At 69.8% G+C, this 26,214-nt stretch carries 19 protein-coding genes; 10 read left to right on the forward strand and 9 right to left on the reverse strand.

What is annotated here, in order from left to right:
- Position 1 precedes the first annotated feature (1 nt).
- Positions 2–1,540, reverse strand: a complete 1,539-nt coding sequence (locus tag ACFXIV_RS38285) for a DUF4185 domain-containing protein (RefSeq protein ID WP_379401779.1) — start codon at positions 1,538–1,540, stop codon at positions 2–4.
- Between the two features lie 160 nt (positions 1,541–1,700).
- Here ACFXIV_RS38285 and hrpB point away from each other — a divergent pair, with 160 nt between their 5' ends.
- Positions 1,701–4,148 carry an ATP-dependent helicase HrpB gene (gene hrpB / locus ACFXIV_RS38290; RefSeq protein WP_379401778.1) on the forward strand — a complete coding sequence of 816 codons (2,448 nt, stop codon included), beginning with the start codon at positions 1,701–1,703 and terminating at the stop codon, positions 4,146–4,148.
- A gap of 222 nt (positions 4,149–4,370) precedes the next feature.
- Positions 4,371–5,351 carry a zinc-binding alcohol dehydrogenase family protein gene (locus tag ACFXIV_RS38295; RefSeq protein WP_379401777.1) on the forward strand — a complete coding sequence of 327 codons (981 nt, stop codon included), beginning with the start codon at positions 4,371–4,373 and terminating at the stop codon, positions 5,349–5,351.
- Between the two features lie 12 nt (positions 5,352–5,363).
- Here ACFXIV_RS38295 and ACFXIV_RS38300 read toward each other — a convergent pair whose 3' ends face one another.
- The 3 genes from ACFXIV_RS38300 to ACFXIV_RS38310 form a co-directional block, all read right to left on the reverse strand.
- Positions 5,364–6,749 (reverse strand): DUF2252 domain-containing protein, encoded by a 1,386-nt coding sequence (locus ACFXIV_RS38300; RefSeq protein WP_379401776.1) that lies wholly within the window; start codon positions 6,747–6,749, stop codon positions 5,364–5,366.
- A gap of 270 nt (positions 6,750–7,019) precedes the next feature.
- Positions 7,020–8,582: an FAD-dependent monooxygenase gene (locus ACFXIV_RS38305; protein ID WP_379401775.1), complete on the reverse strand. Its 1,563-nt coding sequence runs from the start codon at positions 8,580–8,582 to the stop codon at positions 7,020–7,022.
- Between the two features lie 57 nt (positions 8,583–8,639).
- Positions 8,640–9,260, reverse strand: a complete 621-nt coding sequence (locus tag ACFXIV_RS38310) for a TetR/AcrR family transcriptional regulator (RefSeq protein WP_379401773.1) — start codon at positions 9,258–9,260, stop codon at positions 8,640–8,642.
- A 183-nt stretch (positions 9,261–9,443) separates the two neighbouring features.
- On the opposite strand from ACFXIV_RS38310, the gene ACFXIV_RS38315 reads away from it, so the two are divergent.
- The 5 genes from ACFXIV_RS38315 to ACFXIV_RS38335 all read left to right on the forward strand — a co-directional run bounded on the left by ACFXIV_RS38315 (position 9,444) and on the right by ACFXIV_RS38335 (position 16,177).
- Positions 9,444–10,322, forward strand: a complete 879-nt coding sequence (locus tag ACFXIV_RS38315) for a DMT family transporter (protein WP_379401772.1) — start codon at positions 9,444–9,446, stop codon at positions 10,320–10,322.
- A 193-nt stretch (positions 10,323–10,515) separates the two neighbouring features.
- Complete coding sequence (locus tag ACFXIV_RS38320) at positions 10,516–11,709, forward strand: diguanylate cyclase domain-containing protein (protein ID WP_379421402.1); 1,194 nt, start codon at positions 10,516–10,518, stop codon at positions 11,707–11,709.
- Between the two features lie 129 nt (positions 11,710–11,838).
- Positions 11,839–12,498: a phosphate uptake regulator PhoU gene (locus ACFXIV_RS38325; protein ID WP_379401770.1), complete on the forward strand. Its 660-nt coding sequence runs from the start codon at positions 11,839–11,841 to the stop codon at positions 12,496–12,498.
- Positions 12,499–12,619: 121 nt separating this feature from the next.
- On the forward strand, positions 12,620–15,148 hold the full coding sequence (locus tag ACFXIV_RS38330) for an MFS transporter (protein ID WP_379401769.1): 2,529 nt from the start codon (positions 12,620–12,622) through the stop codon (positions 15,146–15,148).
- A 129-nt stretch (positions 15,149–15,277) separates the two neighbouring features.
- Positions 15,278–16,177, forward strand: coding sequence for an SGNH/GDSL hydrolase family protein (locus tag ACFXIV_RS38335; protein ID WP_379401768.1), 900 nt, complete (start codon positions 15,278–15,280; stop codon positions 16,175–16,177).
- Positions 16,178–16,186: 9 nt separating this feature from the next.
- Here the strand turns inward: ACFXIV_RS38335 and ACFXIV_RS38340 are convergent, their stop codons facing one another.
- Complete coding sequence (locus tag ACFXIV_RS38340) at positions 16,187–18,151, reverse strand: molybdopterin-dependent oxidoreductase (RefSeq protein ID WP_379401767.1); 1,965 nt, start codon at positions 18,149–18,151, stop codon at positions 16,187–16,189.
- Between the two features lie 182 nt (positions 18,152–18,333).
- Between ACFXIV_RS38340 and ACFXIV_RS38345 the strand changes: the two genes are divergently transcribed.
- Together ACFXIV_RS38345 and ACFXIV_RS38350 are read left to right on the forward strand one after the other, a co-directional pair.
- The gene (locus ACFXIV_RS38345) at positions 18,334–18,744 is read left to right on the forward strand and encodes a hypothetical protein (protein WP_379401766.1); all 411 of its coding nucleotides are present in this window, start codon (positions 18,334–18,336) and stop codon (positions 18,742–18,744) included.
- A gap of 240 nt (positions 18,745–18,984) precedes the next feature.
- Positions 18,985–19,737, forward strand: coding sequence for a DUF6319 family protein (locus ACFXIV_RS38350; RefSeq protein WP_379401765.1), 753 nt, complete (start codon positions 18,985–18,987; stop codon positions 19,735–19,737).
- 77 nt (positions 19,738–19,814) lie between these two features.
- On the opposite strand, the gene ACFXIV_RS38355 is transcribed toward ACFXIV_RS38350, so the two are convergent.
- Entirely contained in the window at positions 19,815–21,335 is a 1,521-nt protein-coding gene (locus ACFXIV_RS38355) for a diguanylate cyclase domain-containing protein (RefSeq protein WP_379401764.1), read from the reverse strand.
- Positions 21,336–21,607: 272 nt separating this feature from the next.
- Between ACFXIV_RS38355 and galK the strand changes: the two genes are divergently transcribed.
- Complete coding sequence (gene galK, locus ACFXIV_RS38360; protein ID WP_379401763.1) at positions 21,608–22,720, forward strand: galactokinase; 1,113 nt, start codon at positions 21,608–21,610, stop codon at positions 22,718–22,720.
- A 310-nt stretch (positions 22,721–23,030) separates the two neighbouring features.
- Here galK and ACFXIV_RS38365 read toward each other — a convergent pair whose 3' ends face one another.
- The 3 genes from ACFXIV_RS38365 to ACFXIV_RS38375 all read right to left on the reverse strand — a co-directional run bounded on the left by ACFXIV_RS38365 (position 23,031) and on the right by ACFXIV_RS38375 (position 26,180).
- On the reverse strand, positions 23,031–23,753 hold the full coding sequence (locus ACFXIV_RS38365; protein WP_379401762.1) for a hypothetical protein: 723 nt from the start codon (positions 23,751–23,753) through the stop codon (positions 23,031–23,033).
- 134 nt (positions 23,754–23,887) lie between these two features.
- Complete coding sequence (locus ACFXIV_RS38370; RefSeq protein ID WP_379401761.1) at positions 23,888–25,363, reverse strand: PepSY-associated TM helix domain-containing protein; 1,476 nt, start codon at positions 25,361–25,363, stop codon at positions 23,888–23,890.
- A 241-nt stretch (positions 25,364–25,604) separates the two neighbouring features.
- The gene (locus ACFXIV_RS38375) at positions 25,605–26,180 is read right to left on the reverse strand and encodes a hypothetical protein (RefSeq protein WP_379401760.1); all 576 of its coding nucleotides are present in this window, start codon (positions 26,178–26,180) and stop codon (positions 25,605–25,607) included.
- Between the last annotated feature and the right edge of the window lie 34 nt (positions 26,181–26,214).

Raw genomic sequence — 26,214 nt, forward strand, 5'->3', positions numbered from 1 at the left:
TTCACTTCAGCGTCGCGTGCATGAGGTAGACGTTGTAGCTGTTCCAGGTGGAGATGGTGAAGTAGAGGTCCTTGGCGGTGGACCAGGGGTGGATGAAGCCGCCGTAGGCGGTGGGGTAGTCGTCGGTGCTGAGCAGCGGGGTCGGATCCGACCAGGTGCCCTGGGGTTCGGCGGCGGTGCGGAGGACGATCTGGTTGCCGGTGACGTCGAGGTAGACCATCCGCCACTGGTCCGACTCGGGGTCGTAGTGGATGGACAGTTCGCTGGCGGTGCCGGAAACCAGTGGGGTGGCGAGCAATTCGTTGGGGCCGTCGGCGGGGGTCCAGGTGCCGTCGATCCAGTACTGGTAGGCCGACTTGTTCAGGACCTGGTCGGCGGGGACGCGGGCGAGGCCGATGACGCCGAGGCGGCCGTTGGGTGTGCCGAACATGTAGACGTAGTCGCCGTGCGGAACCATGGTGGCGACCTGGAAGCGGCCGAGTCCGAACAGATTGTCCCAGCGGGCCCACTGCGATTTGGTCCAGGTGCGGCCGTTGTCGTCGGACCAGGCGATGCCGCCGAGGTTGGTCGACCACATGCCGGGGATCTTGGACCAGTGGTTGACCGACATGTAGGTCAGGTACTGGCGGTCGCCGACGGCGAATCCCGAGGTGGGGATGGTGGTGGTCTCGAAGTTCTTGATCTTGCGGCTGTCGAGCAGTTCGGCGGCGTGGCAGCGGCTGTTCTGCACGAAGTCGTCCAGGATCAGACCCTGCGACAGATCGCGAGTGCTGCTGTAGGCCAGCACATTGCTGCGCCAGTCCTGCTGGTCGGTGCCGGCGCCGGTGGGTTTCCAGCCCTTGCCGAAGGTGTCGCCGAACATGACGGCGACCTGGCCGGGCTTGGTCTCCCACATGAGCCCGAGGTCGGTGCCGTCGACCGACCAGCGCATATCGGTGCGATTGACCGAACCCTGTCCGGTGACCTGGTTGACCAGCTGGACCGAATCCACCTGCGGCGCGGCCACCGGCGCGGCCACGGGTGCGGGTGCGGCGGACTGGACGGTCGCGGTGGGTGCGGCCTGGGGTTCGGGTGGCTCGCCGCCCGGCACCACGATCGGGATGGGTTCGGGCTCGGTGGTGATCTCTACCTGCGGCAGCGACGCGCTGCCGCCGCCGGGCTGATTCGCCGGGGCCGGGACGGTGTCGCGGACATCCGGGCACGGGTTGGCGCAGGGATCGGATGGCAGCACGACCGGATCGACACGGGTGTTGTCGGGCTTCGGGCCGGGCACCTGGACGGTGACGATCTGGGGCACCGGCACCGGGACCTTGATGGTCTGATTGCTCTGCGGCTGGGCGCCATTCGGGTCCGCTCGGCGGTCCAGCGGATCGAACCCGGTCTCGCCGCAGCTGTTCACCGGCGCGGGCGCCCAGGGATGCGGCGCGGCCCCGGCGGGCGGCGCGGGCAGCAGCATCGCGCCCAGTGCGACGACGCCCGAGAGTGCGGGCGCCGCAGGGAATCCGGAATGACTCGACCAGCGGCGGGATCGAATTCCCATGTGGTGTGCGGCTCCTCGTCCAAGATCGGCTGACTCACCCTAGTCCGGTTCCGCCCGCTGCGCGTAGCGGCACGAACCGGTCAGGGTATCGGTCGATCCGGGCCGGCGCCGCCGACGCCGGTGGCGGCGGCGCGTCGCCGGGGCGGCAGACTGAGCGGTAATGAAGCTGCCTGATCTTCCCGACCTCCCCGTACGCCCGGCGCTGGACCGCATCACGGCCACCCTGGGCGAGTGCGGGACCGCCGTGCTGGTCGCGCCGCCCGGAACCGGCAAGACGACGCTGGTTCCGCTGGCCCTGGCCGCGACCACCGGCGGACGGGTGGTGGTGGCGGAGCCGCGCCGGCTGGCAGCGCGGGCGGCGGCCGCGCGAATGGCGGCGCTGCTGGGCGAGCGGGTCGGAGAGACCGTCGGGTATGCGGTGCGCGGAGACCGGAAGGTGGGGGCCGGGACTCGGATCGAGGTGGTGACCTCCGGGCTGCTGGTGCGGCGGCTGCAGAACGATCCGGAGCTGGCCGGGGTGGACGCGGTTGTCATGGACGAGTGCCATGAACGCCACCTGGACGCGGATCTGCTGCTGGCCCTGCTCCTGGATGCCCGGGCCGGGCTGCGGCCGGACCTGCGGGTGCTGGCGACCTCGGCGACCGTTGCGGCGGAACGGCTTTCGGCGCTGCTGGGCGGGGAGGGGGAGCCCGCCGCGCCAGTGCTGGAGGTGCGGGGCCGGGCCTATCCGGTCGAGCTGGAGTACGTGCCGCCGGCCGCCCGGGAGCGGATCGAGCAGCAGGTGGCGCGGGTGACCCGCCAGGCATTGGCGGGCAGCGCGGGCGATGTGCTGGTCTTCCTGCCCGGGGCGGGGGAGATCCGCCGGACCGCCGACCTGTTGTCGGGACTGCCCGAGGTGGACGTGCTGCCCTTGCACGGCAGGTTGTCCGCCGCGGCCCAGGACGCGGCGCTGCGGCCGGGCGCGCGGCGGCGGGTGGTGCTGTCCACGGCGGTGGCCGAATCCAGCCTGACCGTGCCGGGGGTGCGGGCGGTGGTGGACTCGGGACTGGCGCGGGTGCCGCGCATCGATCATCGGCGCGGGCTGTCCGGGCTTGCGACCGTGCGGGTTTCGGCCGCGGTGGCCGAGCAGCGGGCCGGACGCGCGGGCCGCGAAGGCCCGGGGTGGGCGTGGCGGTGCTGGCCGGAATACGAGCACGCGACCCTGCCCGCGTATCCGGAACCGGAGATCCGCACCGCGGATCTGACCCGGCTGGCCTTGGAATTGGCGTGCTGGGGCACCGTCGACGGGCAGGCGCTGGCCTGGTGGGATGCCCCGCCGGCGGGTGGCCTGGCGGCGGGGCGGGCGGTACTGCGGGCGCTGGACGCGGTGGATGACCATGGGGCGGTGACGGATCGGGGACGGCGCATGGCGGCCGTCGGATTGCATCCGCGCCTGGCGCGCGCACTGCTCGACGGGGCGCGCGAGGTGGGGGCGCGGGCGGCCGCCGAGGTGGTCGCGCTACTCGATGACGATTCCCTCGCTCCCGGTATCGATCTGGCCGCGGCACTGCGGAGCCTGCGCGGCGACCGGCCCGCCCGCTGGCAGCGGGAGGCGCAGCGGCTGGCGAAACTCGTCCAGGGCGACGGCGTGGACGACCCGGCTCTCGTTGCGGCACTGGCCTATCCGGAACGGCTGGCCCGCCGCCGGGCCCCCGGTTCGGCCAGTTACCTGATGGCGGGCGGCACCGCGGTGACCCTGCCACCGGGCAGCGGGCTGGGCGATGCCGAATGGCTCGCCATCGCGGTGGCCGGGCGCGACCCGGGTCAGGCCGAGGGGCGAATCCGATTGGCCGCCAAGGCCGATGAGCAGCTCGCCCGGCAGGCCGCCGCGAACCTCCTGGAGACCGTCGACGAGGTCGATTGGGCCGACGGTGATCTGGTGGCCCGCCGGGTGCGGCGCCTCGGCGCGATCGTGCTGTCGGAGCAGCCGCTCAGGGAACCGGATCCGAGCCTGGTGTCGGCCGCCCTGCTGCGCGGACTGCGCGCCACCGGCCTGGACCTGCTGCGCTGGGACGAGGATGCCCGCAGCCTGCGGCAGCGCCTGGACTTCCTGCAGCACACCCTCGGCGCGCCCTGGCCCGCCGTCGATGACGCCACCCTGCTGGCCGACGCCGAAACCTGGCTCGCCCCAGAACTTTCCACCGCCCGCCGCCGTGCCGACCTGGAGCGCGCCGATGCGGGTCAGGCCCTGCGCCGCCTGCTCCCGTGGCCCGAGGCCGCACGCCTGGACGAGCTCGCCCCGGAACGCCTGGAGGTTCCCTCCGGCAGCCGCGTCCGCCTCGACTACTCCACGGACCCGCCGGTGCTCGCGGTCAAGGTGCAGGAGATCTTCGGCTGGACCGAGCCTCCCCGCCTGGCCGGCGGCCGCGCCTCGATCCTGCTGCACCTGCTGTCCCCGGCCCAGCGCCCGGTGGCCGTCACCGCCGACCTGCCGTCCTTCTGGCGCACCGGTTGGCCCCAGGTCCGCGCCGATCTGCGCGGCCGCTACCCGAAACACTCCTGGCCCGAGGACCCCACCACGGTCACCGCCCATCGCGGCACCGCCCGCAACGCCAATCGCTCCGGCTGACCGGGGCCCATCGCTTCGACTGACGGTGGCTGACCGGACCGGGCGGCGACGGCCGATCGCTGCGGGTAGCGGTGTCCCGCCGGACCGGGTGGCGGGAGCGAGACTTCAAGGGCAGCATGCGGAATAGCCGGTGACGCCCGGGTGCTGCAAGGCGGTGGGTCCGGCGTTCGGATGATGTTGTTCGACCTGCCCGGTGAACAGGCGGAGAGGGAGTGTGGCGGCATGCGTGCGATTCGATTCGACGAATTCGGCGGACCGGAGGTGCTGCGGTCGGTGGAGCTCGCGGTGCCGGAGCCGGGGGCCGGGCGGGTATCCATCGATGTGGCCTATGTCGGAGTGAATTTCGCCGATCTGCAGGCGCGGGCCGTGGGCTATCGGGTGCCGGGGCTGCCGTTCGTGCCGGGCTTGGAATTGTCCGGGCGGGTCCGGGCCGTGGGCGAGGGTGTCGAGGGTTTGAGCGTCGGCCAGCCGGTGGCCGCCATCACCGACGGCGGCGCGTACGCCGATGTCGCGGTCGTCTCGGCCGCGACGGTGTTCCCGGTGCCGGAGGGCGTCGATCTGCGCACCGCCGCAACGCTTCCCACGGTGCTGCCGACCGCCTACGCCCTGGTGCACACCGTCGGCCGCCTGCAGCCCGGGGAGACCATGCTGGTGCAGGCCGCGGCGGGCGGCGTCGGCACGGTGGTCGCGCAGATCGCCAAGCTCGCGGGCGCGGGCGCGGTGTACGGCGTGGTGTCCAGCCCGGCCAAGGCCGAGTACGCCCGCGAATACGGTTATGACGCAGCATTTCTGAACGAATCCTTCGACGCGGAGGTCGCCGCCGCCACCGGCGGTCGCGGCGTGGACCTCGCGCTGGAGTCCATCGGCGGTGAAACCCTGCGCCGCACAATGGATTCCCTGGCCCGCTTCGGCCGCCTGGTCTCCTTCGGCAATGCGGGCGGTGCGGGCCCGTGGCAGGTCGGCGCGCCCGACCTCTACCCGCAGGGCCGCTCGGTGGCCGGGTTCTCCATTCTCGGCCTGAGCGTCGAGGCCCCGGACGTTCTGCACGAGATCGCCTCGCACGCCTTCGAATTGGCCACCTCCGGCAAGGTACGGCTGCCCATCACTGCCGAGTTCCCGCTCGCCGAGGCCGCGGAAGCGCACCGGCTGATGGCAGGTCGCTCCTCGACCGGCAAGCTGGTGATCGCCGTCAACCCGGAGTAACGCCCGGCCCGCCTACTGCCCGTTCTTCTCCGGTGCGAGGTTCTCGGCAGCCGTGACGCGACCGGATTCGATGGCGGCGAGCAGGGATTCGCGATCGGCCGCCGTCTGATCGGCGTAGGCCAGCGCGAAGGCCCCCATCGCCTGGTCGAAGACGTCGTTGCTGCCGAGATACGCGGCGATGGCCACCCGATCTCCCGATCGCGCGTGGCCACGCGCCAGCGTGTGCCCGCACAGGCCGGCGTACTGCCGCAGCTGCGCCGCCGACATCTCGTCGATGACCAAGGAGCCCTTCATGTCTCGCAGCTGCCGCCAGTAGTAGAACAGCCCATCGGGGCCGGTCGCCCAGCCCAGGAAGATGTCACCGGCCGACTGGGTGAGCCGCTGCCCGTGCACCACCCGGTGCCCCTGATGCTGGAACTTGCTGCTCCGCAGGTGCGCGGCCAATACCGAATTCTCGGCCTGCTTCACCTGGAGGAAGAGCGGATCGCCGGTATTGCGCCCGGTCAGCAGCGCGATGAAGCAGCGCGTGCCCACGCTGCCCATGCCCACGACTTTCATGGCGATATCCCGCAATTCGTACCGATCCAGCAACACCCGGCGCTCCTCCGGCAGCGTGTCCCGGTAGTTCGAGAGCACCGAGAGCAGTTCGGTGTGCAGCTCTTTTGGTACCGGTCTGAGCAGCGGCGGATCGGCCTTGATGCGCGGCACGCCATCGGGCCCGGGTTCGGTGAGCTTGTCCAGCGCCTGCAAGCTGGTGCGCGCCCGCGCCCGGCTGATCACCTTCTCGGTCTGCTTGCGGTCGTGCGGGCGCAGCAGCTCGGCGACCCGTTCGGCGTCCACCATCTCGTACCAGACGTCGGTCTCGCCCAGACCCGCCAGCCGCACCATGGCCTCGCGATAGGCCTGCGCCGCCGCGGCCGCCGCCCCGCTCGCCTCGGCGTCGTCGCACCCATTGGCCCGCGCCGCCACCGCCACGCTGGCCGCCAGCCGCTTCACATCCCATTCGAACGGCCCGGGCAGGGTCTCGTCGAAGTCGTTGACGTCGAACACGAGTGACCGTTCCGGCGAGGCGAACAAGCCGAAGTTCGACAGGTGCGCGTCCCCGCACAACTGCACGGTGAGCCCTGTGTTCGGCCCGCTCGCCAGATCGGCCGCCATGATCGCCGGCGCACCCCGATAGAACGGGAACTGCCCGGCCGCCATGCGCGCGTACCGGATCTCGACCAGCTCGGGCACCCGGGTCGTGGCCTGACGCTCCAGCACCGCTATCGGATCCTCCCGATCCGCCGCGGGCTTCCACTCACCGAGCGATCGCCGTGGCACCTGCTTCCGCGCGGCCCGCCCGGCCTCCGCCGCCCCGTTACCGCCCGCCGCCGACTCCGCCTCCGATGTCGCCATGGGAGGACTCTAGTTCGACCGCACGCGGATTCCCAGGACACCGCCGGCGACAGTGCCGATGCCGCGCGACGATGTGACCGCCGAGCCTTCGGTGCTGCCGGTGGTCGGTGGCCACGAAGGCGCCGGCATCGTCCAGGAGGTCGGGCCCGGGGTGACCGCCCCACCGTGACCGGCCACGAGCCCGACCGCGGTATGGGTATCGCCAACGGGCTCGATCAGGTTGGCTGCCTGGCCTTCGGCGGCGATGCCTGATCGAGCCCGTGTGACCCCCTATCCGGCCGCGCCGTCGGGAGTGGGTGCGCCGAACCATCGGTGCAGCGCGTTCCGGAGGCTCTCCCGAGCTGCCGGGGTGACGTCGTCGGCCGCCCAGGCCACATAGCCGTCCGGGCGGATCAGCAGCGCCGCGGCGGGTGCGTCGGTGGCGGTGGCGGTGAGGGGCGTGACGCGGTCGGTCCAGCCCGCCGCGGCGGCGACCGGATCGAGGGCGGCGTCGAAGGTCAGCAGGAGGGGCCGGGCGTCGCGCAGGAGTTCGGCGATCCGGGTTGGGCCGCCGGCTGTTTCGAGGGCGCAGTCGGGGAAGAAGTAGCCGGACAGCCGATGATCGTCGCCGACGTCGTAGCGGATGTCCGAGCCCGCCAGCAGCCCGGCGATATGGGCGGCCGCCGCCGGGAGCCGCAGCAGTTCGCCGAAAAGCTCTCGGAGAGCGGTGATTTCCGGACCGGGGGAGACCAGAGCCGCCTGCGAGAGCGAGTACATCACCACGCGCTCGGCCACCGGGTGGCGCTCGGACTCGTAGGTGTCGAGCAGGCCCTCGGGTGCCCAGCCCCGGATTTCGGCCGCGAGCTTCCATCCGAGGTTGACGGTGTCCTGCAGGCCGAGGTTCAGCCCGGGCCCGCCCATCGCCGAATGCACGTGTGCGGCATCGCCGAGCAGCAGGACGGCGCCCCGCCGGTAGTGCTGCGCCACCCGGGTGTTCTGGCCGATCGTGCGGCGCAGCGTGTGCGGACCCGGGCCGGGCGGCGGCGTGATGGGCAGCGGGGCGCCGAGAACGCGTTCGACGCTCTCGCGCAGTTCCGCGAACGTCAGGGGTTCGTCATCGGAAAACTGCTCGCCGCCTTGGAATTCCATGGTTCCGATGATCGGCCGTCCCGGATCGAGTTCGGCATAGATGAAGATGCCGCGTTCGAGCCGGTGATGGCCGAGTCCGAACCGGCCCACCCCGGGAATCTCGATGGCGCCGTCGCCGGAACGGAACTCGTCGGGCAGGGTGGCATGGCCGACCCGGCTGACATGACCGTCGGAGGTGATGCCCGGGAACTCGATCCCGATCCGCTTGCGCACCAAGCTCTTTCCGCCGTCCGCCCCGACCAGGAAGCGGGCGGTCAGCGGGTAGGGCCCGTCGGGCGCGGACACCGTGACCGTGACCTGGTCGCCGGCGGGTTCGATGCCGGTCAGCTCGTGTCCCCAGCGCAGGTCCACGCCGAGGTCGATGGCGCGCTTGGTGAGGATCTCCACCATCTCCGGTTGCGGCTTGAAGACGAGGTGCACCGGATTCGGTTGTACGGCAGTGAGATCCAGGGGCAGGCCGCCGAAGATGTAGCGCGGCGCCGGGGCCGGTGCGGCCGGACTGCCGCTGAACGCGCCGTACAGCCCCCGCATGTCGAGGACCCGGACCACCTGCCCGGCCAGGCCGTTGGCCTTCGGTTCGGGGCTGGGTGCGGGGAGCCGATCCAGCACGATCGGGCGGAGGCCGGCGAGTGCGAGTTCGCAGGCGAGCATCAGGCCGTTCGGCCCGGCTCCGGCAATGACGATGTCGACGGTGTTTTCGGGCATGGCAAATAAACCTCTTGTCGTTGAGGGTATTTGGAGAAACCGGCGAAAGCGGCGCTGCTATGCCGGTGGTTGCGGCAGGCCCGCCGCGAGCGCGGACAGGGCCTGGCGGAGCAGATGGGTGACGGGGACGGTCGGCGCCGTGCGCACATAGGCCTCGAAGGCGGCCTGCAGCGCGGCGCCGGCCGCCCCGGCCACCAGCCGCGGGTACAGATCGAGTTCCGGGTCGGTGCCGGTGCGTTCGGCGATGGCGATGATCAGGTTGTCTTCGACGCCCTTGGACAGCAGGGCCCGAGTCTCGGGGGCGGCCACCAGTTTCCGGACCTCGGCGAGCTCCGTGGGCGAGGGCAGATACCCGGGCGACTCGGCGTGTTCCGCCTCGAGTGGCTCGAGCAGTGCCGCCGTGAGCGACTCCCACAGCGGCTCGTTCGCCGGACGGGCGCGCAGAATCTCGACGGCGCTGCTGATTCGGGCCAGCTGCCGGTAGGCGAGCGCGTCGTACTTGCCGGAGAAGTAGTTGTTGAAGGTGCGCACGGACACTCCCGCGCGGGCGGCGATGTCCTCGCGCACCACGTTCTCCAGGCCGCGCTCGAACATGAGCTGAAGTGCCGCGTCGCTCAAGGCTTTCCGGGTGTCGAGCTTCTTGCGTTCGCGGAGACCGAGGGTCTGTTCGTCCGGCATGACTCCAGTATGCGCAAAATGTGCCCAGTGGGCAATGTTTCTCGCTGGGAAAGTTTTGTAGCGACCGAAATAGTTCGGACGCCCATGGCGTTCGGACGACCGATTCAGCGTGTCGGCGGCGTGGCTTACGCTCCCGGGGATTCGGAAGGAGCGTGTTGTGCGACGAGGTTGTGGGGTCGGGCGGTGAGCAAGCGCGGCTGGCTGCTGTTCCTGGGTATGGGTGTGATCTGGGGTGTGCCGTACGCCATGATCCGGGTCGCGGTGCGGGATTTCGATCCGGTGTTCGTGGCCTTCGGGCGGACCCTCCTCGGTGCGCTGGTGCTGTTGCCCATCGCGCTGTCCACCCGGGTGCTGCGGCCGGCGCTGCGGCACTGGCGCTGGGTGCTGGTGTACACGATCGTCGAGATCACCGGTCCGTGGCTGCTCATCGGGCGCGCCGAGACCAGGCTGACCAGCTCGACGGTGGGCCTGCTGATCGCGGCGGTGCCCCTGATCGCCATCGTGCTCACCACCCGCCTCGGGCACGAACGCCTCGACCCGCGGCGCATTCTCGGCCTGGTGATCGGCTTCGCAGGCGTGACCGCCCTGGTCGGTCTGGATATCGACGTCTCGAATCTGGGTGCGCTGGCGGCCATCGGCGTGAGTGTCATCGGCTATGCGCTGGGCCCGATCATCATCGACCGCAAGCTGGCCGAGTTGCCGCCGATCGGCGTGGTGACCGGGTCGCTGATCTTCGCCGCCGCCATCTATCTGCCGTTCGCGCTGTGGCGGGTGCCTTCTCGCTTTCCGGCCGGAGCGAGCTGGTCGGTGGTGGGCCTGGGCCTGATCTGCACCGCGCTGGCCTTCGTGGTCTTCTTCGCCCTGATCGGCGAGGTCGGCCCGTCGCGCGCCACCGTCATCACCTACATCAATCCCGCGGTGGCACTGCTGATCGGCGTCTCGCTGCTGGACGAGCCCCTCACCGCGGGCATGGCGATCGGCTTCCCGCTGGTGATCCTGGGCTCGATCCTCGGCACCGCCCGGGCCCGGGTGCGGCCCGCGGCCGAGCCCGCGCCGGCCTAGCTCGGTCGGCCTGCACCGACACGGGCACAGCGGTTCTTTCGTATGCTCATTGTTAGCGAGTGGGGAGGGAAGTGCTGGACCTCCATGGTCCGGCGATGGAGGAAGGTCCTCACGGATGGACAGTCGTGAGGTTGCCGAGATGGCGCGGGAATGGTCGGCGGCCCTGGTCGATTGCGGTGGCGTGCCGACATCTGTGCCGCCCGACATCCGCCAGTTGACGACGAGATGGATCGTCACGCTGGAAGCTGCCTTGTCGGCCGAGTCGTTCGACCCGTCGCCCGCCTGCCGCGTCGGGGTCGAGATGGTCCGGTCGAACCTGACGGTCCCCGCCATGATGACCCCGACCGCGGCGGTGCTGGCGGGTTTGCTGGAGCGGTCACGGCGGCCGGATCGAGCACAGCGGTTCGGCGCGCTCCTGGGCGAGCTGGGCCGCGGCTACACCACCGAGCTGCTGGACGTCCACGCCCGCAGCCAGGAGGCTGCCGAGCAACGCTTCCGCGTGGTGTTCGACAACGCCGCGGTGGCTATCGCGCTCTACGACGACTACGGCATCACGCTCGAGGCCAATGCCACGACGGCACGGATGGTCGGGATGAACCAGGAGGACCTGCCGGGGGTGTCCGCGCTGGACCTGATGCACCCCGACGACCGCGACAAGCTCCGGCACGTGGTCGTCGGTCTGCTCAAGCGCAGAAGCGGCACCGCGCACCTGGAAGGCCGCTTCTGTCGCCCCGACGGCAGCGTCTGCTGGGGCGCCTGGACGATGACGCTGGTGCATGACGCGGACGGACGTGACGTGCGCGTGCTCGCCGTCGGGGAGGACATCACCGAACGGCGGGCCATGCAGCAGAAACTGTGGTGGGAGGCCCGTCACGACCCGTTGACGGGTCTGCCGAATCGCCATTGCCTGCTCGAGCAGTTGGAGGCCATTGTGGCGGCGGCCCGTCCCGGCGATCACATCGGTTTGTGCTTCCTCGATCTCGACGCGTTCAAGAAGATCAACGATCGCTACGGCCACCACGCGGGAGACAGCGTGCTGGCCGAGGTCGGCCGCAGGCTCGACGCGACCCTGACCTCGCCGACGGTCACGCCGGCCCGCATCGGCGGAGACGAGTTCGTCGCGCTGCTCGCACCGCCCTGCGACGACGACACGGCCCACGCGGCCGCCGAGACCATGCTTGCGACGCTGCGAGACCCGGTTCCGGTCGGTCCCGGCGATCTGCTGTCGATTTCGGCCAGCATCGGCGCCGTTGTCACTCCGGTTGCCGGCGCGAATGCCGAAAAGCTGTTGGACGAAGCCGATGTCGGCCTGTACCGCGCCAAAGCCGCGGGCCGCGGCACCTGGGTACTGCACCGCACCGATAACGGCCCCGCAGCCGGGCAGTAGCCATGGAGCCGCCGCACGCCCGACTGGGCGGTCGGTTCTTGTCTCGGGAAGCGAACCGAGAGCCATTCGGGGATAAAGGTTTTGCCGCGATAGTGTGCAGGCATGCGGGTGGGCGGCCAAGATATGCGAGTGCGCACGAAATTCTCCAGCGAGCTGATAGCGCTGACCGATGAGCTCGCGCATATGGCGCGACTGACGCATGAGGCTTCCGAACGGGCCGCGGCGGCGCTCCTCGGCAGCGACCTGACCGCCGCCTACGAGGTGTTCGCGCTCGAAGAGCAGGTGGAGATCGAGCACGCGAAATGTGAAGACCGGTCGGTCATTCTGCTCGCCCTGGAGGCGCCGGTGGCCCGCGACCTGCGCCAGGTGGTGACGGCCATGCAGATCGCCGACGACCTGCTGGCGGTCAGCCGCGCCCTGAGCCGGGTGGCCGATGTGGTGGTGCGCCGCTACCCGAATGCGGTGGCCCCGCAGCACGTCCTCGACCTGCTCGCGGAAATGTCCGCCGCGGTCACCGATCTCACCGATCTGGCGGGCAAAGTGATTGCGGCACAGAATCCGCCGCGCGATCGCGCCCTGGTGCCGCGCGACGAGAACCTGGAGCGGCTGCGCGGCCGGCTGGTGGAGCTGGCGGCAGATGACGGCTGGCCGCACGGGTCGGCCATGGCCATCGATATCGCGCTGCTGGCCCACCACTTCGAGCGCGGGGCCGACCACTGTGTGCGCATCGGGCGGCTCATTCGCTTCTTCCACACCGGTATTCCGCTCTACGCGCAAACGGAGGCGTAACCACCACCTCGTGTGAGGGGCCCCGATCGGCGGGAGTAAGCTGCCCGAATTGCTTCATGGCGAGGTCTTTTCGAGTAGCACCGCACGCACGGACAGCCGAAATCCGACAAGGGCCCCAAACATGACCAACATCTCCACCCAGACATCGGTGTCCACCCCGGCACGGGTGGCGGCGCCGGTCCGGGTCGCCCCGGCCGCCCCGGCACCGAGCGACCGGGCAGCGCCGATCGAGAGAACGCTGTCGCATCGTCAGATCATGACCATCCTGTCCGGCCTGCTGCTGGGCGTCTTCCTGGCGGCGCTGGACCAGAACATCGTGAGCGTGGCGATCGTCCGCATCGCCAACAGCCTGCACGGCTTCGACAAACAGGCCTGGGCCACCACGGCCTACCTCATCACCGCCACCATCTCGACGCCGCTCTACGGCAAGCTCGCCGACATCTACGGCCGAAAACCCTGCTACCTCATCGCCATCGGCATCTTCGTGATCGGCTCGGTGTGCTGCACCTTCGCCACCTCCATGTACCAGCTCGCGGGATTCCGTGCGCTGCAGGGCGTCGGCGCGGGCGGGCTCATGTCGCTGGCCTTCACCATCATCTGCGATATCGTGCCGCCCCGCGAAAGGGTCAGGTACCAGGGCTATTTCATGATGGTCTTCGGCATCGCCACGGTGCTGGGACCGGTACTGGGCGGCTTCTTCTCCAATGCCGACCACATTCTCGGGCTCGCGGGCTGGCGTTGGGTGTTCCTGGTGAACGTGCCGATCGGGGTGCTGGCGCTGCTGGTGGTCGGCAAGGTGCTGGACGTGCCCTTCGCCCGGCACCGCCACCGCACCGACTGGCTCGGGGCGATAACCCTTGCGGCGGGCACGGTTCCACTGCTCATCGTCGCCCAGCAGGGCCGGGACTGGGGCTGGGGCTCCCATCGTGCGCTGCTCTGCTACGGCATCGCGGCGGCCGGGCTGGTGCTGTTCCTGATCGTCGAATTCCTCATGAAGGACAGCGCGCTGATTCCGCTGCGGCTGTTCACGAATCGCACCTTCAGCATCGCCATCCTCGATGGGTTCATCGTCGGTGTCGCCATGTTCGGCGCGATCGTGCTGGTGCCGCTGTACTTCCAGGTGGTGCGCGGATATTCGCCCACGCGTTCCGGGCTCTTCATGCTGCCGCTGGTGTTGGGCATCATGCTGGGCGCGCAATTGTCCGGGCTCATCACCAAATTCACGGGGCGCTACAAGGTGCTGCCGATCCTCGGTTCGCTGGTGATCGGCGCCGGGTCGGTGCTGTTCGCGCTGGTGCAGTACGACAGCCCGCTGTGGCAGCCGCTGCTGTACTGCGGCATCATCGGTTTCGGCCTCGGCGGGTGCATGCAGACGCTCATCATCGCGGCGCAGAACGCCGGGCCGCGTTCGGATATGGGTGTGTCCACCGCATCGGCCACCTTCTTCCGGCAGATGGGCGGCACGCTCGGCGTCGCGGTCTTCCTGACCATCCTGTTCAACCTGCTGCCGCGCAAGATCCTGGCGGCCTTCGGCGGACAGCTGCCGCCGGGATTCGACGCTGGGCAGCTGGGCCGGATCCAGAGCAACACCAGCGGCATCGCGGCCCTGCCGGACCAGCTGCGCGTACCCATCCTGACCGGATTCACCCACGCCATGGGCGGGGTGTTCGTCGTGGCGGCCGCGGTGGCGGTGGTGGCGGCGTTCGTGCTCATGTTCATGAAAGAGATTCCACTGCAGGATGTTCCGACGCCGGTCGTGGAGGAGATCGCCGAGCCGGAACCCGAACTCGAGCCGGAGCCGGAGCCTGAGCCGGAACTCGAGCCGGAGTTCCATTTCGTCGAGCCGTTCGGGCTGTCGGTGTCGGGGTGCGTGCACCGCGAGGACGGGCAGTCGGTGCCCGACGCAGTGCTCACCCTCATCGACCAACGCGGACGCCAGGTTTCACGAGCCGTCGGCGAATCCGACGGCGGCTATGTCATCGGTGTCCCGCGGGCGGGCGGCTACGTGCTGATCGTGTCCGCGTTCGGTTATCAGCCCGCCGCGGTGACCGTTTCGGTCGGCAGCCGCCCACACCGCCTGGATGTGGCCCTGCTCGGATCCGGTGAGGTGTCGGGCGTGGTGCGGTCGCTGGGACGCGGTGCGCCACTGGGCGATGCGACCATCACCCTCACCGACGCGTTCGGCGACGTGGTCGGCTCGACGGTCACCACCCCGGAGGGCGATTTCATCTGCCGTGGCGTGCTGGCCGGCACCTACACGTTGGTGGCGGTGGCCGATCACATGCGTCCCTCCGCGGTCACCCTGACCGTGCCGGACAGCGGAATGCTGCGCCACGACATCGAATTGGCGCCGCGCGCGGTGCTGGCCGGATCGGCCTGCAACGATCGCGGGCACGGCGTGCCCGATGCCCAGATCACGGTGCTGGACGAGGCCGGCGATCTGATCGCCGTGACCCGCACGGACGACACCGGCCGCTACGCCGTGCCGGATCTGGCGGAGGGGCGCTACACCGTGATGGCCCGGGGATATCCGGCGGCGTTCAGCCGGGTCACGGTCGCGGACGGCGAGGTCGCCCACGATGTCCTGCTGGGCTACGAGCGGGTGGAGTCGCCCGAGCGGGAGCGCTGGGAGTCGGTGGATCGGGTCTGAGCCAGGGCCGGGAGTGGTTGCGACCGAGGATTGTTTCAATTCGCCGCGCGCCGCGGTTCCGCAGCTGTTAGGTTTCCGACTGAATACAGTCCAACATTCGGTATTGGGCTGGTTCAGGGGAGAACAGACATGAAGACCTCGCGTGCACTGCTGACCGTGGCCGCCCTCGCCGCTCTCGTGCCCACCGCCACCGCCCAGGCCGAACCCGCCACCCCCGACACCGGCGCAGCCGTCAACGAGTATGTGGCCCTGGGCGATTCCTGGGCCGCCGACGCCACCCTGAGCCAGCTCACCACCGCCTTCACCCCGGCGCCGTGCGTACAGAGCGTCCACAATTACGCCAAGCAGGTCGCCGCGGCCCTGGCCGTACCGGTGTTCCGTGACGCCACCTGCGGCGGCGCGGTCACCGCCGACATGACCCGGCCGCAGCACACCGCGCTCGGCGACAACGCGCCGCAGTTCGACCGGCTGACCGAGAACACCGACCTGGTCACCCTCGAAATCGGCGGCAATGACGCGGATCTCGCGGCCACCGTCACCGACTGCATCACCCCCGACCCGGCCGTCAGCCCCTGCCTGAACGAGATGGTGGTGGGAGGCGTCGACCGGATGTCGCAGAACATCGCCCGCACCGAACCCCGGGTGGCCGCCACCATCGCCGGCATTCGCGAGCGCGCCCCGCACGCCCGCATCCTGCTGCTCGACTACTTCGAGGGCATCGGCCTCGACGGCGGCTGCTGGCCGGAGATCCCCATCTCCGACGCCGACGCCATCTGGCTGGGGCAGAAGCTGATCGAACTGCACGACATGCTCGGGCGGGTGGCCGCCGAGACCGGAGTCGAGTTCGTCGACACCTACGACGGCAGCTCCGGGCACGACGCCTGTCAGCCCGTCGGCACCCGCTGGGTGGAGGGGCTGCTGCCGTTCTCGGGCAGCCCGGTCGGGCTCGCGGTGCCGTTCCACCCCAACCAGCTCGGCGCGAACTACCAGGCGCGGCGGGTTCTGGAGACCCTCGACGCCACCTCCTGACGGGCGTAGTCAGCGGCGCGGGGTGATCGATACCCGGTTGTCGTGGAACACCGCGCCGCCGCCGAAGTCCGAATCACGTTCCGCGACCGTCGCATTCACCGTCGCACCGCCGGAGTGCTTGGCCCAGCGGCCCTTCGTGGTCGCGGCGACGCCGGGCCGGACCCGGTCGGAGACCTCGGCGACGGCCTCGAAGGAGCCGCGATCGTTGTGGACGGTGACTGGATCGCCGTCCGCGATGCCGCGCGCCGCCGCGTCCCCGGGATGCATCGTGACGGTCGGTTCGCCTGCGCGCCTGCGTAATTCGGGATCGACGCCGAAGCTGGTGTTCAGGAAGTAGTGCGACGCCGCGGAGATCAGCACCAGTCCGTCGCCCGGATCGGCGGGCGGGGTGTACCCGGCCAGCGGATCGTGGCCGGCCCGCGCCGCGCGGTCCGACACGAACCGGAGCTTGTCCACGGGCACCGGGCGCGGATCGATCTTCAGGAAGCCGTCGGCGCGCAGCCGGTCGACGTCGTACTGTTTCAACAGCTGGTTCGCCAGGTCCTCATCCGACTCGTACAGCGCCGGTTCGGTCAGCCCCAGGCGCCGGGCCAATCGGCGGAAGGTCTCGGTGGTGGGCAGGCATTCACCGGGCGGGGTCACGGCCGGTTCGTTCCAGACCAGATAGAGATTGCCGTACGCGGCCAGCACATCGAGGTGCTCGGGCTGCATGGTGGCCGGGAGGACGATATCGGCGTAGTCGACCGTGTCGGTCGGAAAGTGTTCCAGGACAACGGTGAACAGATCCTCGCGCGACAGGCCCTCGATCACCCGGCGCTGATCGGGATTGGAGCCCACCGGATTCGCCGCGATCACGAACAGTGCCTTGACCGGCGGTCCGTCGGTGTCCAGCAGCACCTCGCCCATGCGGGTCATGGACAGCGTCCGCACCGGATGCGGCAGCAGATCGAATCGCATCAGCGCGGGGGTGTCGAGCCGGAAGTGCCCGCTGGTCGAATAGTGCAGTCCGCCACCGGGAATCGCCCAGTCGCCGGTGACACCGGGCAGGCAGGCCAGGGTGCGCAGCGCCATCCCGCCGCCCGCGTGCCGCTGCATTCCCTGCGAGGCGCGAATGGCCGTGGGCCGGGTGCGGGCGATGCGTTCGCCCAGAGCCACGATGCGTTCCACCGGCAGCCCGGTGATCTCGGCGACCCGCTCCGGCGGGTACTGCGCTATGCGCTCGCGGAATTCGGGCCAGCCCTCGGTGCGGGTTTCCAGGAACTCGGTGTCCTCGGCGCCCAGCCCGACGATGACGTGCATGAGCCCCAGCGCCAGCGCCGCGTCGGTGCCGGGCAGCGGGGCGAGGTGTTCGTCACAGCGTTCGGCGGTGCGGGTGCGCACCGGGTCGATGGCCACCGTGTACGCGCCGCTGTCCTGGATGAACTTCCAGACATGATGGCCGGAGCTGAGCGGATTGGTGCCCCACAGCAGGATCAGCCGCGACTGCGCCAGCTGCTCCGGGTCCATGCCGCCCGCGGTGCCCAGGGTGTATTTCAGCCCTGTGCTGCCCGCGACGGAGCAGATGGTCGGGTCGTGCAGGGAGGCGCCGAGCGCATTGAAGAACCGCCGGCCGGAGAAGCCCTCCAGTCCTTGGATGTAGCCGAGGCTGCCGGTGCCGTGGAAGGGCCAGACGGCCTCGCCGCCGTACTCGGCGAGGATGCCGGTGAGCCGGGTGGCGATCTCGTCGAGCGCCTCGTCCCAGGTGATCGGTTCGAAGCGGCCCTCGCCCTTGCGGCCGACCCGGCGCAGTGGCCGGGTGAGGCGCTCGGGGGAGTGGACCTGGTCGAGGTAGCGGTTCACCTTCACGCACAGCGCGCCCCGGGTGACCGGGTGCTCGCGGTTGCCGCGCAGGCCGGTCGCCCGGCCGTCCTGCACGTCCACCACCCAGGAGCAGGCGTCCGGGCAGTCGAGTGGGCATGCTCCGAGAACCTTCACCCGATCGATCGTAGGCAGGTCCGCGCGGGCGCGCGAAAGGCGAGCGTACGGCCGGTTTCCGGGCGCGACACGCTTATGCCGTCATGTGACGACACGCGGTCGAGCTGGGGTACTCTCGGCGCGCGGCTAATCAGCCGCAACAGGAGTGCGGGGGCGGAAGTGCGCGGTGGAATGGGAGATTCATGATCACCCCCGGCCGAGGTCTCGTCGGTGTCGTCTCGGGATGTGCGGCGCTGCTGACCGGATGCGCCCACGCCGGCCACACCGATGCCGCGCACGCACACCAGGCGAACAGCGAGATGGCCGCCAGCGACTCGGGCGAGATGCAGCGCAGCGCCTTCGTCACCGCCTGCGCGGGGACCTCGGCGGGCTGGCAGGCGACGGCGGTGGTGAGCAATCGGGATGTGGTGGAGCACCGGTATCTGGTGGTGATCAGTTTCATGTCGCCGGAATCCACCGATCTGGAACGGACACGCACCGAGGTGCTGGTGGCGCCGGGCTCGACGCAGGACTTCACCACGGAGACGCGGCTGAATCCGGTGTCGCGGCCACAGACCGTCCGGTGTGTGCTGCGCGGGGTCGAGCAACTCTGACCGATGCTCGCGAATCGGGCGGCCGGGCGGTCGCGCTGCCTCGAAAGTTGCGCGGGGACAGGGGCGGACGCTTAGGATCACCAGCGCCGGCCATGCTCTGTGGGCCGCACCAGTAGGAATAGCTGATGGTTCACTGGCTCTCGGGCGGTGACCATGTGCGTTCTCCGGATGTGGATTTGTCGGTGCCATGGTGCATGCTCTTGGCACGCAGATGTCCGCCCCGTCCGCCCGGAGTGCCCCATGTCGACCCGTACCAAGCCACAGCCCTTGTCGGATACCGAAATTCGGCAGATCGCCGCGGAAATCGACGCGGGCCGGCCACCGATGGTGTGGTTCACCGCGGTGGCGGTCGGCGTCCCGGAAGGCCGTTCCGGAAAGGTGATGTCCCTCGGGGATCCGTCCGAGGGGGATTTCCTGCAGGTGAAGCCGACGGGCTCGAAGGATGTGCTGTCCTTCGGTCCCACCGAGGTGACCCTGACCAAACCGGCCCGGCAGAACCCGGCCAAACCGGCCGGAGCTCAACCGAAAACGGCAACCAGGAAGGAACCCACCGTGACGATGTCGTCTCCCGTGACGATGCCGGCCAGCGTGCCGAGCGCTTCGCCCGCTCCGGAAGCCAAGGTCGAGACCCCGCAGCCGGCTGCGGAATCCGCGCCCGAGGCCAAGGCCAAGCCCGCCGCGTCGCGTCCGGCACGCAATGCCGCCAACAGCGCCGCCGCGAAGAAGCCGAAGGCTCCCGAGGTGACGGTCACCCTCAGCGGCACCGCCGAGGGGGAGTGGACCCTGGATGTCGTGAACGGCAAGAAGCGCACCATCAAGGGCCTGCCGGTCACGAGTTCCGCTGTGGCCCAGGCAGCCAAGATTCTCCACCCCGAATTCGCCGAGGTCGTCGACTCCATCCACGAGTCGGTCCGCGCCGCCCAGCAGGCCAAGGTCGCGCAGCTGCAGGCCGAACTCGAATCGGCCCGTCGGCTACTCGAAGACCTGGCCTGACGAGATTCCACGCGGGTAACTGCGGCGCGAGGACCGGTGGCCCAACCCTTTTCGTGTGGGGCTGGGCCGCTTCCGGTTCACACCGCGGATTCGCGCTGCCAGGTGCGAGGACCGGATTCGGGACGGCTGCGGCGCAGGTCGTCGTGGAAGATGTAGCCGAGGGAGCATTCCTTGGCGTGGTACATGGCCGAATCCGCCTCGCGCAGTAGCTCGTAGACGGTGGTCTCGGTCTCTCGTGGCTTGGTGCAGGCGATTCCGATACTGGCCGCTATTCGCACCTCGGCCGCGCTCAGCTCGAACGGTTCTCCCAGGGTGGCGAGTAGCCGCTCCGCCAGCTGGCGGGCCTGCTGCTGCGCGAGCGGGGCGAGCACCACGAATTCATCACCGCCGTAGCGGGCGGCCGCGTCATCGCGGCGGATCACACGGCGGATGCGGGCGGCGGCATTGGCGATGAGCTCGTCGCCCACCGCATGGCCGTAGTTGTCGTTGACCCGCTTGAAGCCGTCCAGGTCGATGAACAGCAGGGCCAAAGGCTGTCCGGCCCAACGCTCCCGATTACGATGCAGCGCCCGCAGCAGGGCGGCGCGGTTCAGGAGTCCGGTGAGCATGTCGTGGTCTGCCTGATACTGCGCGCGCCGTTCGCTGCGGGCGCTGCGTTCGATGGCGCGTTCGCTGCGTAGTAGTACGCCCGCTAGTAGTAGGGCGAAGAGCGAGGACACCACCACGCGGTCGAGTGTGTCGAGGCTGGAGCCCACCACCGGCACCAGCGAGGCCACGATCATGACGATGGCGATGATGCTGGCCCGCTGCCGGGACCGGTGCGGATGGATGTCGCGTGGTTCGCCGAGGACCACCATGCTCGGGTGCAGGGCGGCCGCGCCGATCAGCGTGAAGCCCAGTTGCAGTGGCAGCAGCTGGATCTGGCGGCCGAAGACCGCCGAGCCCGCGGTCTCCAGGTTGTAGGCCAGGTCACCGGCCAGGATCACCAGCATGGCGAGGTGCACCAGCCGCAGCGAGGTTTCCGAGCGCGCGGAGGTGACCACCGAGTGCACGATCACGGTGAGCAGCAGGGCGTCCACGATCGGATCCGCGACCGAGGTGATGGTGGTGAAGTAGGTGTGGTGCGTCATATGCAGCACCGGTGAGATGAGGAATGTCCACGACAGCAGCAGCGCGCCCAGGCCGATCAGCCCGGAGTCCAGCAGCAGATCGTGATCGGTGCTGTTCTGCCGCGGGCGCAGCCACAGCACCGCGGCCACGCCGACGCAGCAGTAACCGCTGAGGGTGAAGAGATCGTCGAAGGGGTGGCGCTGCGATTCGGAGATGTGGCGCAGCCCGGTGCCGATGGCGAATTGCACGGCGGACGCCGAGAGCAGATACCAGGGCAGGGGGTGGCGGGGGTGGTACCTGCGGACACCGAGCCCGATCATGGTGAGGCTGATGGCCACCGACACGAACAGGGTGCCCAGGGTCACCGCGCGGGTATTGACCACCATGGGCAGGCCGAGAATGAGCACGCCACCGATGAACAGCACGGTGCGCCAGCAGATTTTGAAGCGCGGACCAGACCGTTCGGCCGGTTGTGCGTCCGTTCCCACCAGCCCCCCTTGTCCGAGCAGTACTCGAAAAGACACCGCCGATCATCAACCGAGTGTTGCGGTACGAGCATAGGTCCCGCGCAGCAGTGACAGAGTGCCCGGTAGAGAAAAGGCGCTGCCACTATCTGGGCAACCGAACCGATCATGACATGAAAACGGCCGCTCCGGAGCGGAGTTCGGCGAACCCGCAGGATCACTTTCCGCGAGACTCGTTATGCTCCCCAGCGAATCGAACCGTACGGCCTGCGCGAACCTGTGAACAGGAGCCGGAAGTGGAAACGACGGCGGGACGCTGGTGGGCCCCGGGCCGGGTGAATCTCATCGGCGAGCACACCGATTACAACGACGGCTACGTGCTGCCGATGGCCCTGCCACTGGGTGTGACCTGCACCGCGGCGGCCGGACCGGGTGGTGTGGTGCGGCTGAGATCCCGGCAGGCGCCCGGTGACCCCGTCGACACCACCACTGCCGCCCTCGCCACCGGCGGCTGGTCCGAATTCCCCGCCTGGTCGCGCTACCCGCTCGGCGTCATCCGCGAATTCGAGCGCCGCGGCCACGAGGTGCGCGGCGTCCACCTCGACCTCGACGGCACGGTCCCCATCGGCGCAGGCCTTTCTTCTTCCGCCGCCCTGTCCTGCTCGGTCGCCATCGCCCTGCGGGACCTCTTTGCCCCCGCCACCACCGACACCGAGCTCATCGACATCGCCCGCACCGCCGAGAACGTCTACGCCGGCGTCCCCACCGGCACCCTCGACCAGTCCGCTTCTCTCCTCTGCACCGCGGGCCACCTGCTCTTCCTCGACACCCGCACCGGAGCCACCGAGCAGATCCCCTTCGACCTGGCCACCTTCGGCCTGACGCTGCTCATCATCGACACCGGCACCCCCCACCGCCTGGTGGACAGCGACTACGCCGCCCGCCGCGCCGAATGTGCCGACGCCGCAGCCCAACTGGACGCCCCCACCCTCCGCGACATCCCCTTCGCCGCCGAAGCCGACCGGCTCACCGACCCCCTCCTCCGCCGCCGCGCCCGCCACGTGATCACCGAAAACGCCCGTGTCCTGCAAATAGCCGAACAATTGCGCACCGGCGCCGACCCCCGCACCATAGCCCCCCTCCTCACCGCCGCCCACCAATCCCTCCGCGACGACTTCGAAGTCTCCGCCCCACCCTTGAACACCGCCGTCGACGCGGCTCTCGCCGCCGGCGCCCACGGCGCCCGCATGACCGGCGCCGGCTTCGGCGGCAGCATCCTCGCCCTCGCCGACCGCGACGACACCCCCAACATCGTCACCGCCATCCGAGAATCCTTCGCCACCAAGGGATTCCCCCCACCCCACGACTACGCGGTGACCCCCTCCGCCGGCGCCCACCGCCTTCCCTGACCCGCGCTGCACCTCCAAGTCGTCGTCAGAGGCTGTCCGCCGTAACTGGATCCACGTGCGGCCGGACTCGAGCGGTAACCCTCCGCCGAGCAACGCGCTGTTCGCCGAGGCCGCGAAACTGCAGTGCGTGTGGGTTATTCGCCCGGCCTCGGTCAGTTCGCCGGTATGGCAGCAGTGAACAGAGACCGTTGGTGTGCTGCTGCCGTCCGGGTCGGTGTAAATGGTGGCGGGACACCCGTTTTCGATCGTAACCACGGTGCCGCCGGCCGATCGTGGAGTCGGTGGATCGGTCGGCGGCAACGGTTTCGGGTTACTTAGCGGGTGTGATCGAGGGCTGGGTGATGGTTGTGAAGTACTGGACTGCGGCGGCGATGGCTACCGGGGCGGTTACGAAGAGCTGGCCGGCGATGGTGCCGACGAAGCCGACGGCGCCTGCGCCGATGAGGCAGCCAGTGCCGGCTGCGCCGAGGAGCGGGACGAACATGGCGGCGAGGACGCCTGCGGAGCCGAGGGTGACCAGGCCGGCGGCTCCGACGGCGCCGAGCAGGCAGCCGAGAGCCGCGCCGCCGAGGCCGCCGGCCAGGGTGCCGACGGTGGCGCCCATGGAGAGGGTGCTGCTCATGCGGTTCCAGGCGGCCTGTTCACGCTCGTAGTCCGACTTCCAGGGGGCGCTGTTCTCGAAGGGGAGGGCGACCGGCTGGTAGACCGCGTGGGCGGCGTCGAACTGCGGGGTGAGCGTGGCGACGTGGTCGTGGATGTCGGCGGCGATCGGGAAGACGAAATCGTCCACCCGGAACGACAATTCGGTGCCCGCGACCGTGGTTCCGTCGGCGGCCTTGATCTCCAGTACGCCGTTGTCCACCACCAGCGACCCGGCATCGGTGCGGATGGTCAGGTCCCTCTCGCCGGTGGTGGCGCTGTAGCTGACGACACCCGCGTCGGACTGGGCGGGTGCGGCGTTCACGGTTCCGGCGGTGACCCCGAGCGCGGTCGTCACGAGGGCGGCGGACACGGCGAACTTGTTGAGCTTCATCAGGTTTCGTCTTTCGTCAGTGCGGGTCAGGGTCCGCACGGATGGCGCGGCTCTTCTATGTGCGTGAGCCGCGAAAGGATGTGACCGGCCGGCGGCACGGCCTGGAGGCCGTGTCGCTCAGCGGTTTTCGTGGACTAGGCGGTGGCGCACAGGCGGGCTCCCACACCCACCAGCACGTCGATCACCAGGAAGCCCAGCAGCGGAATGCCGATCATGGGCGTGAACCAGCCGACCACCGCGGCGGCCGCTGCCAACGGCGCCAGGACGATCAGCGGGGTCTGCGCCAGTGCCCGGCGCGGGGCCTTGCCCGCGGCGAGCCTCGGCTCCTTGGTCGGGCGGCGCCGCCACCACATGAGGTAGCCGCGCACGATCACGGTGACCAGCCCGGCCATGATGACCAGCAGCAACAGCTGATTGGCCAGGCCGAACATCAGGCCCATGTGGAACTGGATGCCCCAGTTGGTGAGCTTGGCCATGAGCGGCCAGTCGGAGTACGGCAGCTTGTCGGTGACATTGCCGGTCGCGCCGTCCACCGCGATGGCATCGCGGGTGTACTGGCCGGGCCGGCGCAGCTCCTGCGCCACGAAGGCCGTGCCGTCCTTGGCCGGAATGCTGATCTCCAAGGGCCCGGTCAGGCCGTTGGCCCGGGCGACGCCGTACACGGTGTCGACCAGTGCCGCCTTGTCGGCGGGAGGCATGGCCGCGGCCGCACCGCCACCGTGGTGATCATGTTCGCCGCCCGCGGACATGGCCGGACCGGTCGACCCGGGCAGCTTGGCGCTCACCGCGGGCGTGGTCCAGCTCATCGCCTGCCGCAGCTGGGTCACGTTCTCACCCGCGTACTTCGACCAGGTCATACCGGTGACCGACAGCAGCAGGAGCACCGGCAGGATCCAGACACCCACCACCGCATGCCAATTCAGTGTCCGGGCCCGCGGCCGCGACCGATCCGGCCGCAGTAGCCAACCGGGCGACCGCTTCTCGCGCCGCGCCCGCACCCGCCGGTACCAGAGCACCAGCCCGGCCAGCGCCACCAGCCACAGCCAGGAGGCCGCGATCTCGCTGTAGTAGCGGCCGAACGCGCCCAGGTGCAGATCCTTGTGCAGCTGGTCGATCCAGGTGCGCATGGGCAGCGCGCCCGAGCTGCCGTAGACGACGCTGTCGCCCACCGGCTGGGCGGTCACCGGGTCGACGAACACCGCGCGGCGCTCGGATTCGCCCAGCGACGGATCGCTGAAGAGCACGCGCGTGGTCTCCCCGGCGTGCTGTCCCGGGGCCACCGCCACCAGCGCCAGGTTCGGCTCGGCCGTCTGCCCGGCGGCGACCTGCTCCCGCAACGGCTTGGCCGGGCCGGTCGAATCGGTGTGCAGCAGGCCGCTGGAGGTGACATTCTCCAACGTCGGCGAGATCGCGTACAGCGCACCGGTCACGGCCGCGATCAGGATGAACGGCGCCACGAAGACGCCGGCGTAGAAGTGCAGTCGCAGCATGAGCGCCTGAAAGGCATTGCCCGCACCACGTTTCGGGGGCCGGCCGGACGGCGGCGGCTCCGTCGTCCGGGTATGGGAGGGCGGCGGTGTCGTATCGACACCGCTGTCAGTGATTGTCACCAGCGATCTTTCGGGTTCGAGGGAACACCCGGGGACACGCGGTACGGGGAGCGAACACGTCGAGGCGACGCATGTCAGGGCGCACCATGACCCCCTCATGGTGCGCACGCGACTGCCACCGCGTGCGCACAGCGGTCATGGGGATGCCCGGACGCGCATGACGCCACCGCGACGGACGCGGGCGTACAGCGAAGTCACACGGACGCGAAAGTCCGTGTGCCCGGGTGTGAAAAGAAGGGAATCAGCCTCGAACGAGCGCGGGTGGTCCGCGAGTGCGGAAGACGTCGGCCGCGAAGATACGCAGCACGACGAGATCCCGGTGCGCGATGGGCAGCAGCGGCGGCCCGGTGAGCACCGGTAGTGAAATAGGTAGCGGCAGCGCCCAGGACAGCACCGTGGTGCCGATCCGATAGGCCGCCTCCGCACCGAGAATTACGACGGCCGCCGCGCACGCTGCCACGATGTGCGCGGCCAGCATGGCCGGACTCCACATCGAGGCATTGTGGTGGTGATGGTGCATGCTGCCCGGCGAGCCCCACATCATGCTGAAGTGACCCAGGAATTGCCCGCCGATCAGCGCGACCACCAGCCCGAGCGCCGTGGTGCGCAGCGTGTGCACGCTCGCCACCACCGCGCCGACCGCGGCCGAGGCGGCGACCAGCAGCGTCAGCGGACCGGACTCCAGGGGTGCGGCCCCCGAGATCCAGCCGTGCGCGGCCACTGCGAGCGCCCCGGATACCGAACCGGCCGCCCCACCGCGCAATACCGCAGCATCGCTGCGGGAATGCGCTGTAGAGCGGCCGGATTCGATGTTCACGCGCTGATAATAGCCAGGCCTGATCTCGCCCCTG

The organism is Nocardia sp. NPDC059236, from assembly GCF_042754085.1.
In the GTDB taxonomy this organism is placed as follows: domain Bacteria; phylum Actinomycetota; class Actinomycetes; order Mycobacteriales; family Mycobacteriaceae; genus Nocardia.

Coding starts and splice junctions, on each gene's coding strand:
- ACFXIV_RS38285 (WP_379401779.1), bottom strand. CDS start 1,540: ATGGGAATTCGATCCCGCCGCTGGTCGAGTCATTCCGGATTCCCTGCG.
- hrpB (WP_379401778.1), top strand. CDS start 1,701: ATGAAGCTGCCTGATCTTCCCGACCTCCCCGTACGCCCGGCGCTGGAC.
- ACFXIV_RS38295 (WP_379401777.1), top strand. CDS start 4,371: ATGCGTGCGATTCGATTCGACGAATTCGGCGGACCGGAGGTGCTGCGG.
- ACFXIV_RS38300 (WP_379401776.1), bottom strand. CDS start 6,749: ATGGCGACATCGGAGGCGGAGTCGGCGGCGGGCGGTAACGGGGCGGCG.
- ACFXIV_RS38305 (WP_379401775.1), bottom strand. CDS start 8,582: ATGCCCGAAAACACCGTCGACATCGTCATTGCCGGAGCCGGGCCGAAC.
- ACFXIV_RS38310 (WP_379401773.1), bottom strand. CDS start 9,260: ATGCCGGACGAACAGACCCTCGGTCTCCGCGAACGCAAGAAGCTCGAC.
- ACFXIV_RS38330 (WP_379401769.1), top strand. CDS start 12,620: ATGACCAACATCTCCACCCAGACATCGGTGTCCACCCCGGCACGGGTG.
- ACFXIV_RS38335 (WP_379401768.1), top strand. CDS start 15,278: ATGAAGACCTCGCGTGCACTGCTGACCGTGGCCGCCCTCGCCGCTCTC.
- ACFXIV_RS38345 (WP_379401766.1), top strand. CDS start 18,334: ATGATCACCCCCGGCCGAGGTCTCGTCGGTGTCGTCTCGGGATGTGCG.
- ACFXIV_RS38350 (WP_379401765.1), top strand. CDS start 18,985: ATGTCGACCCGTACCAAGCCACAGCCCTTGTCGGATACCGAAATTCGG.
- ACFXIV_RS38365 (WP_379401762.1), bottom strand. CDS start 23,753: ATGAAGCTCAACAAGTTCGCCGTGTCCGCCGCCCTCGTGACGACCGCG.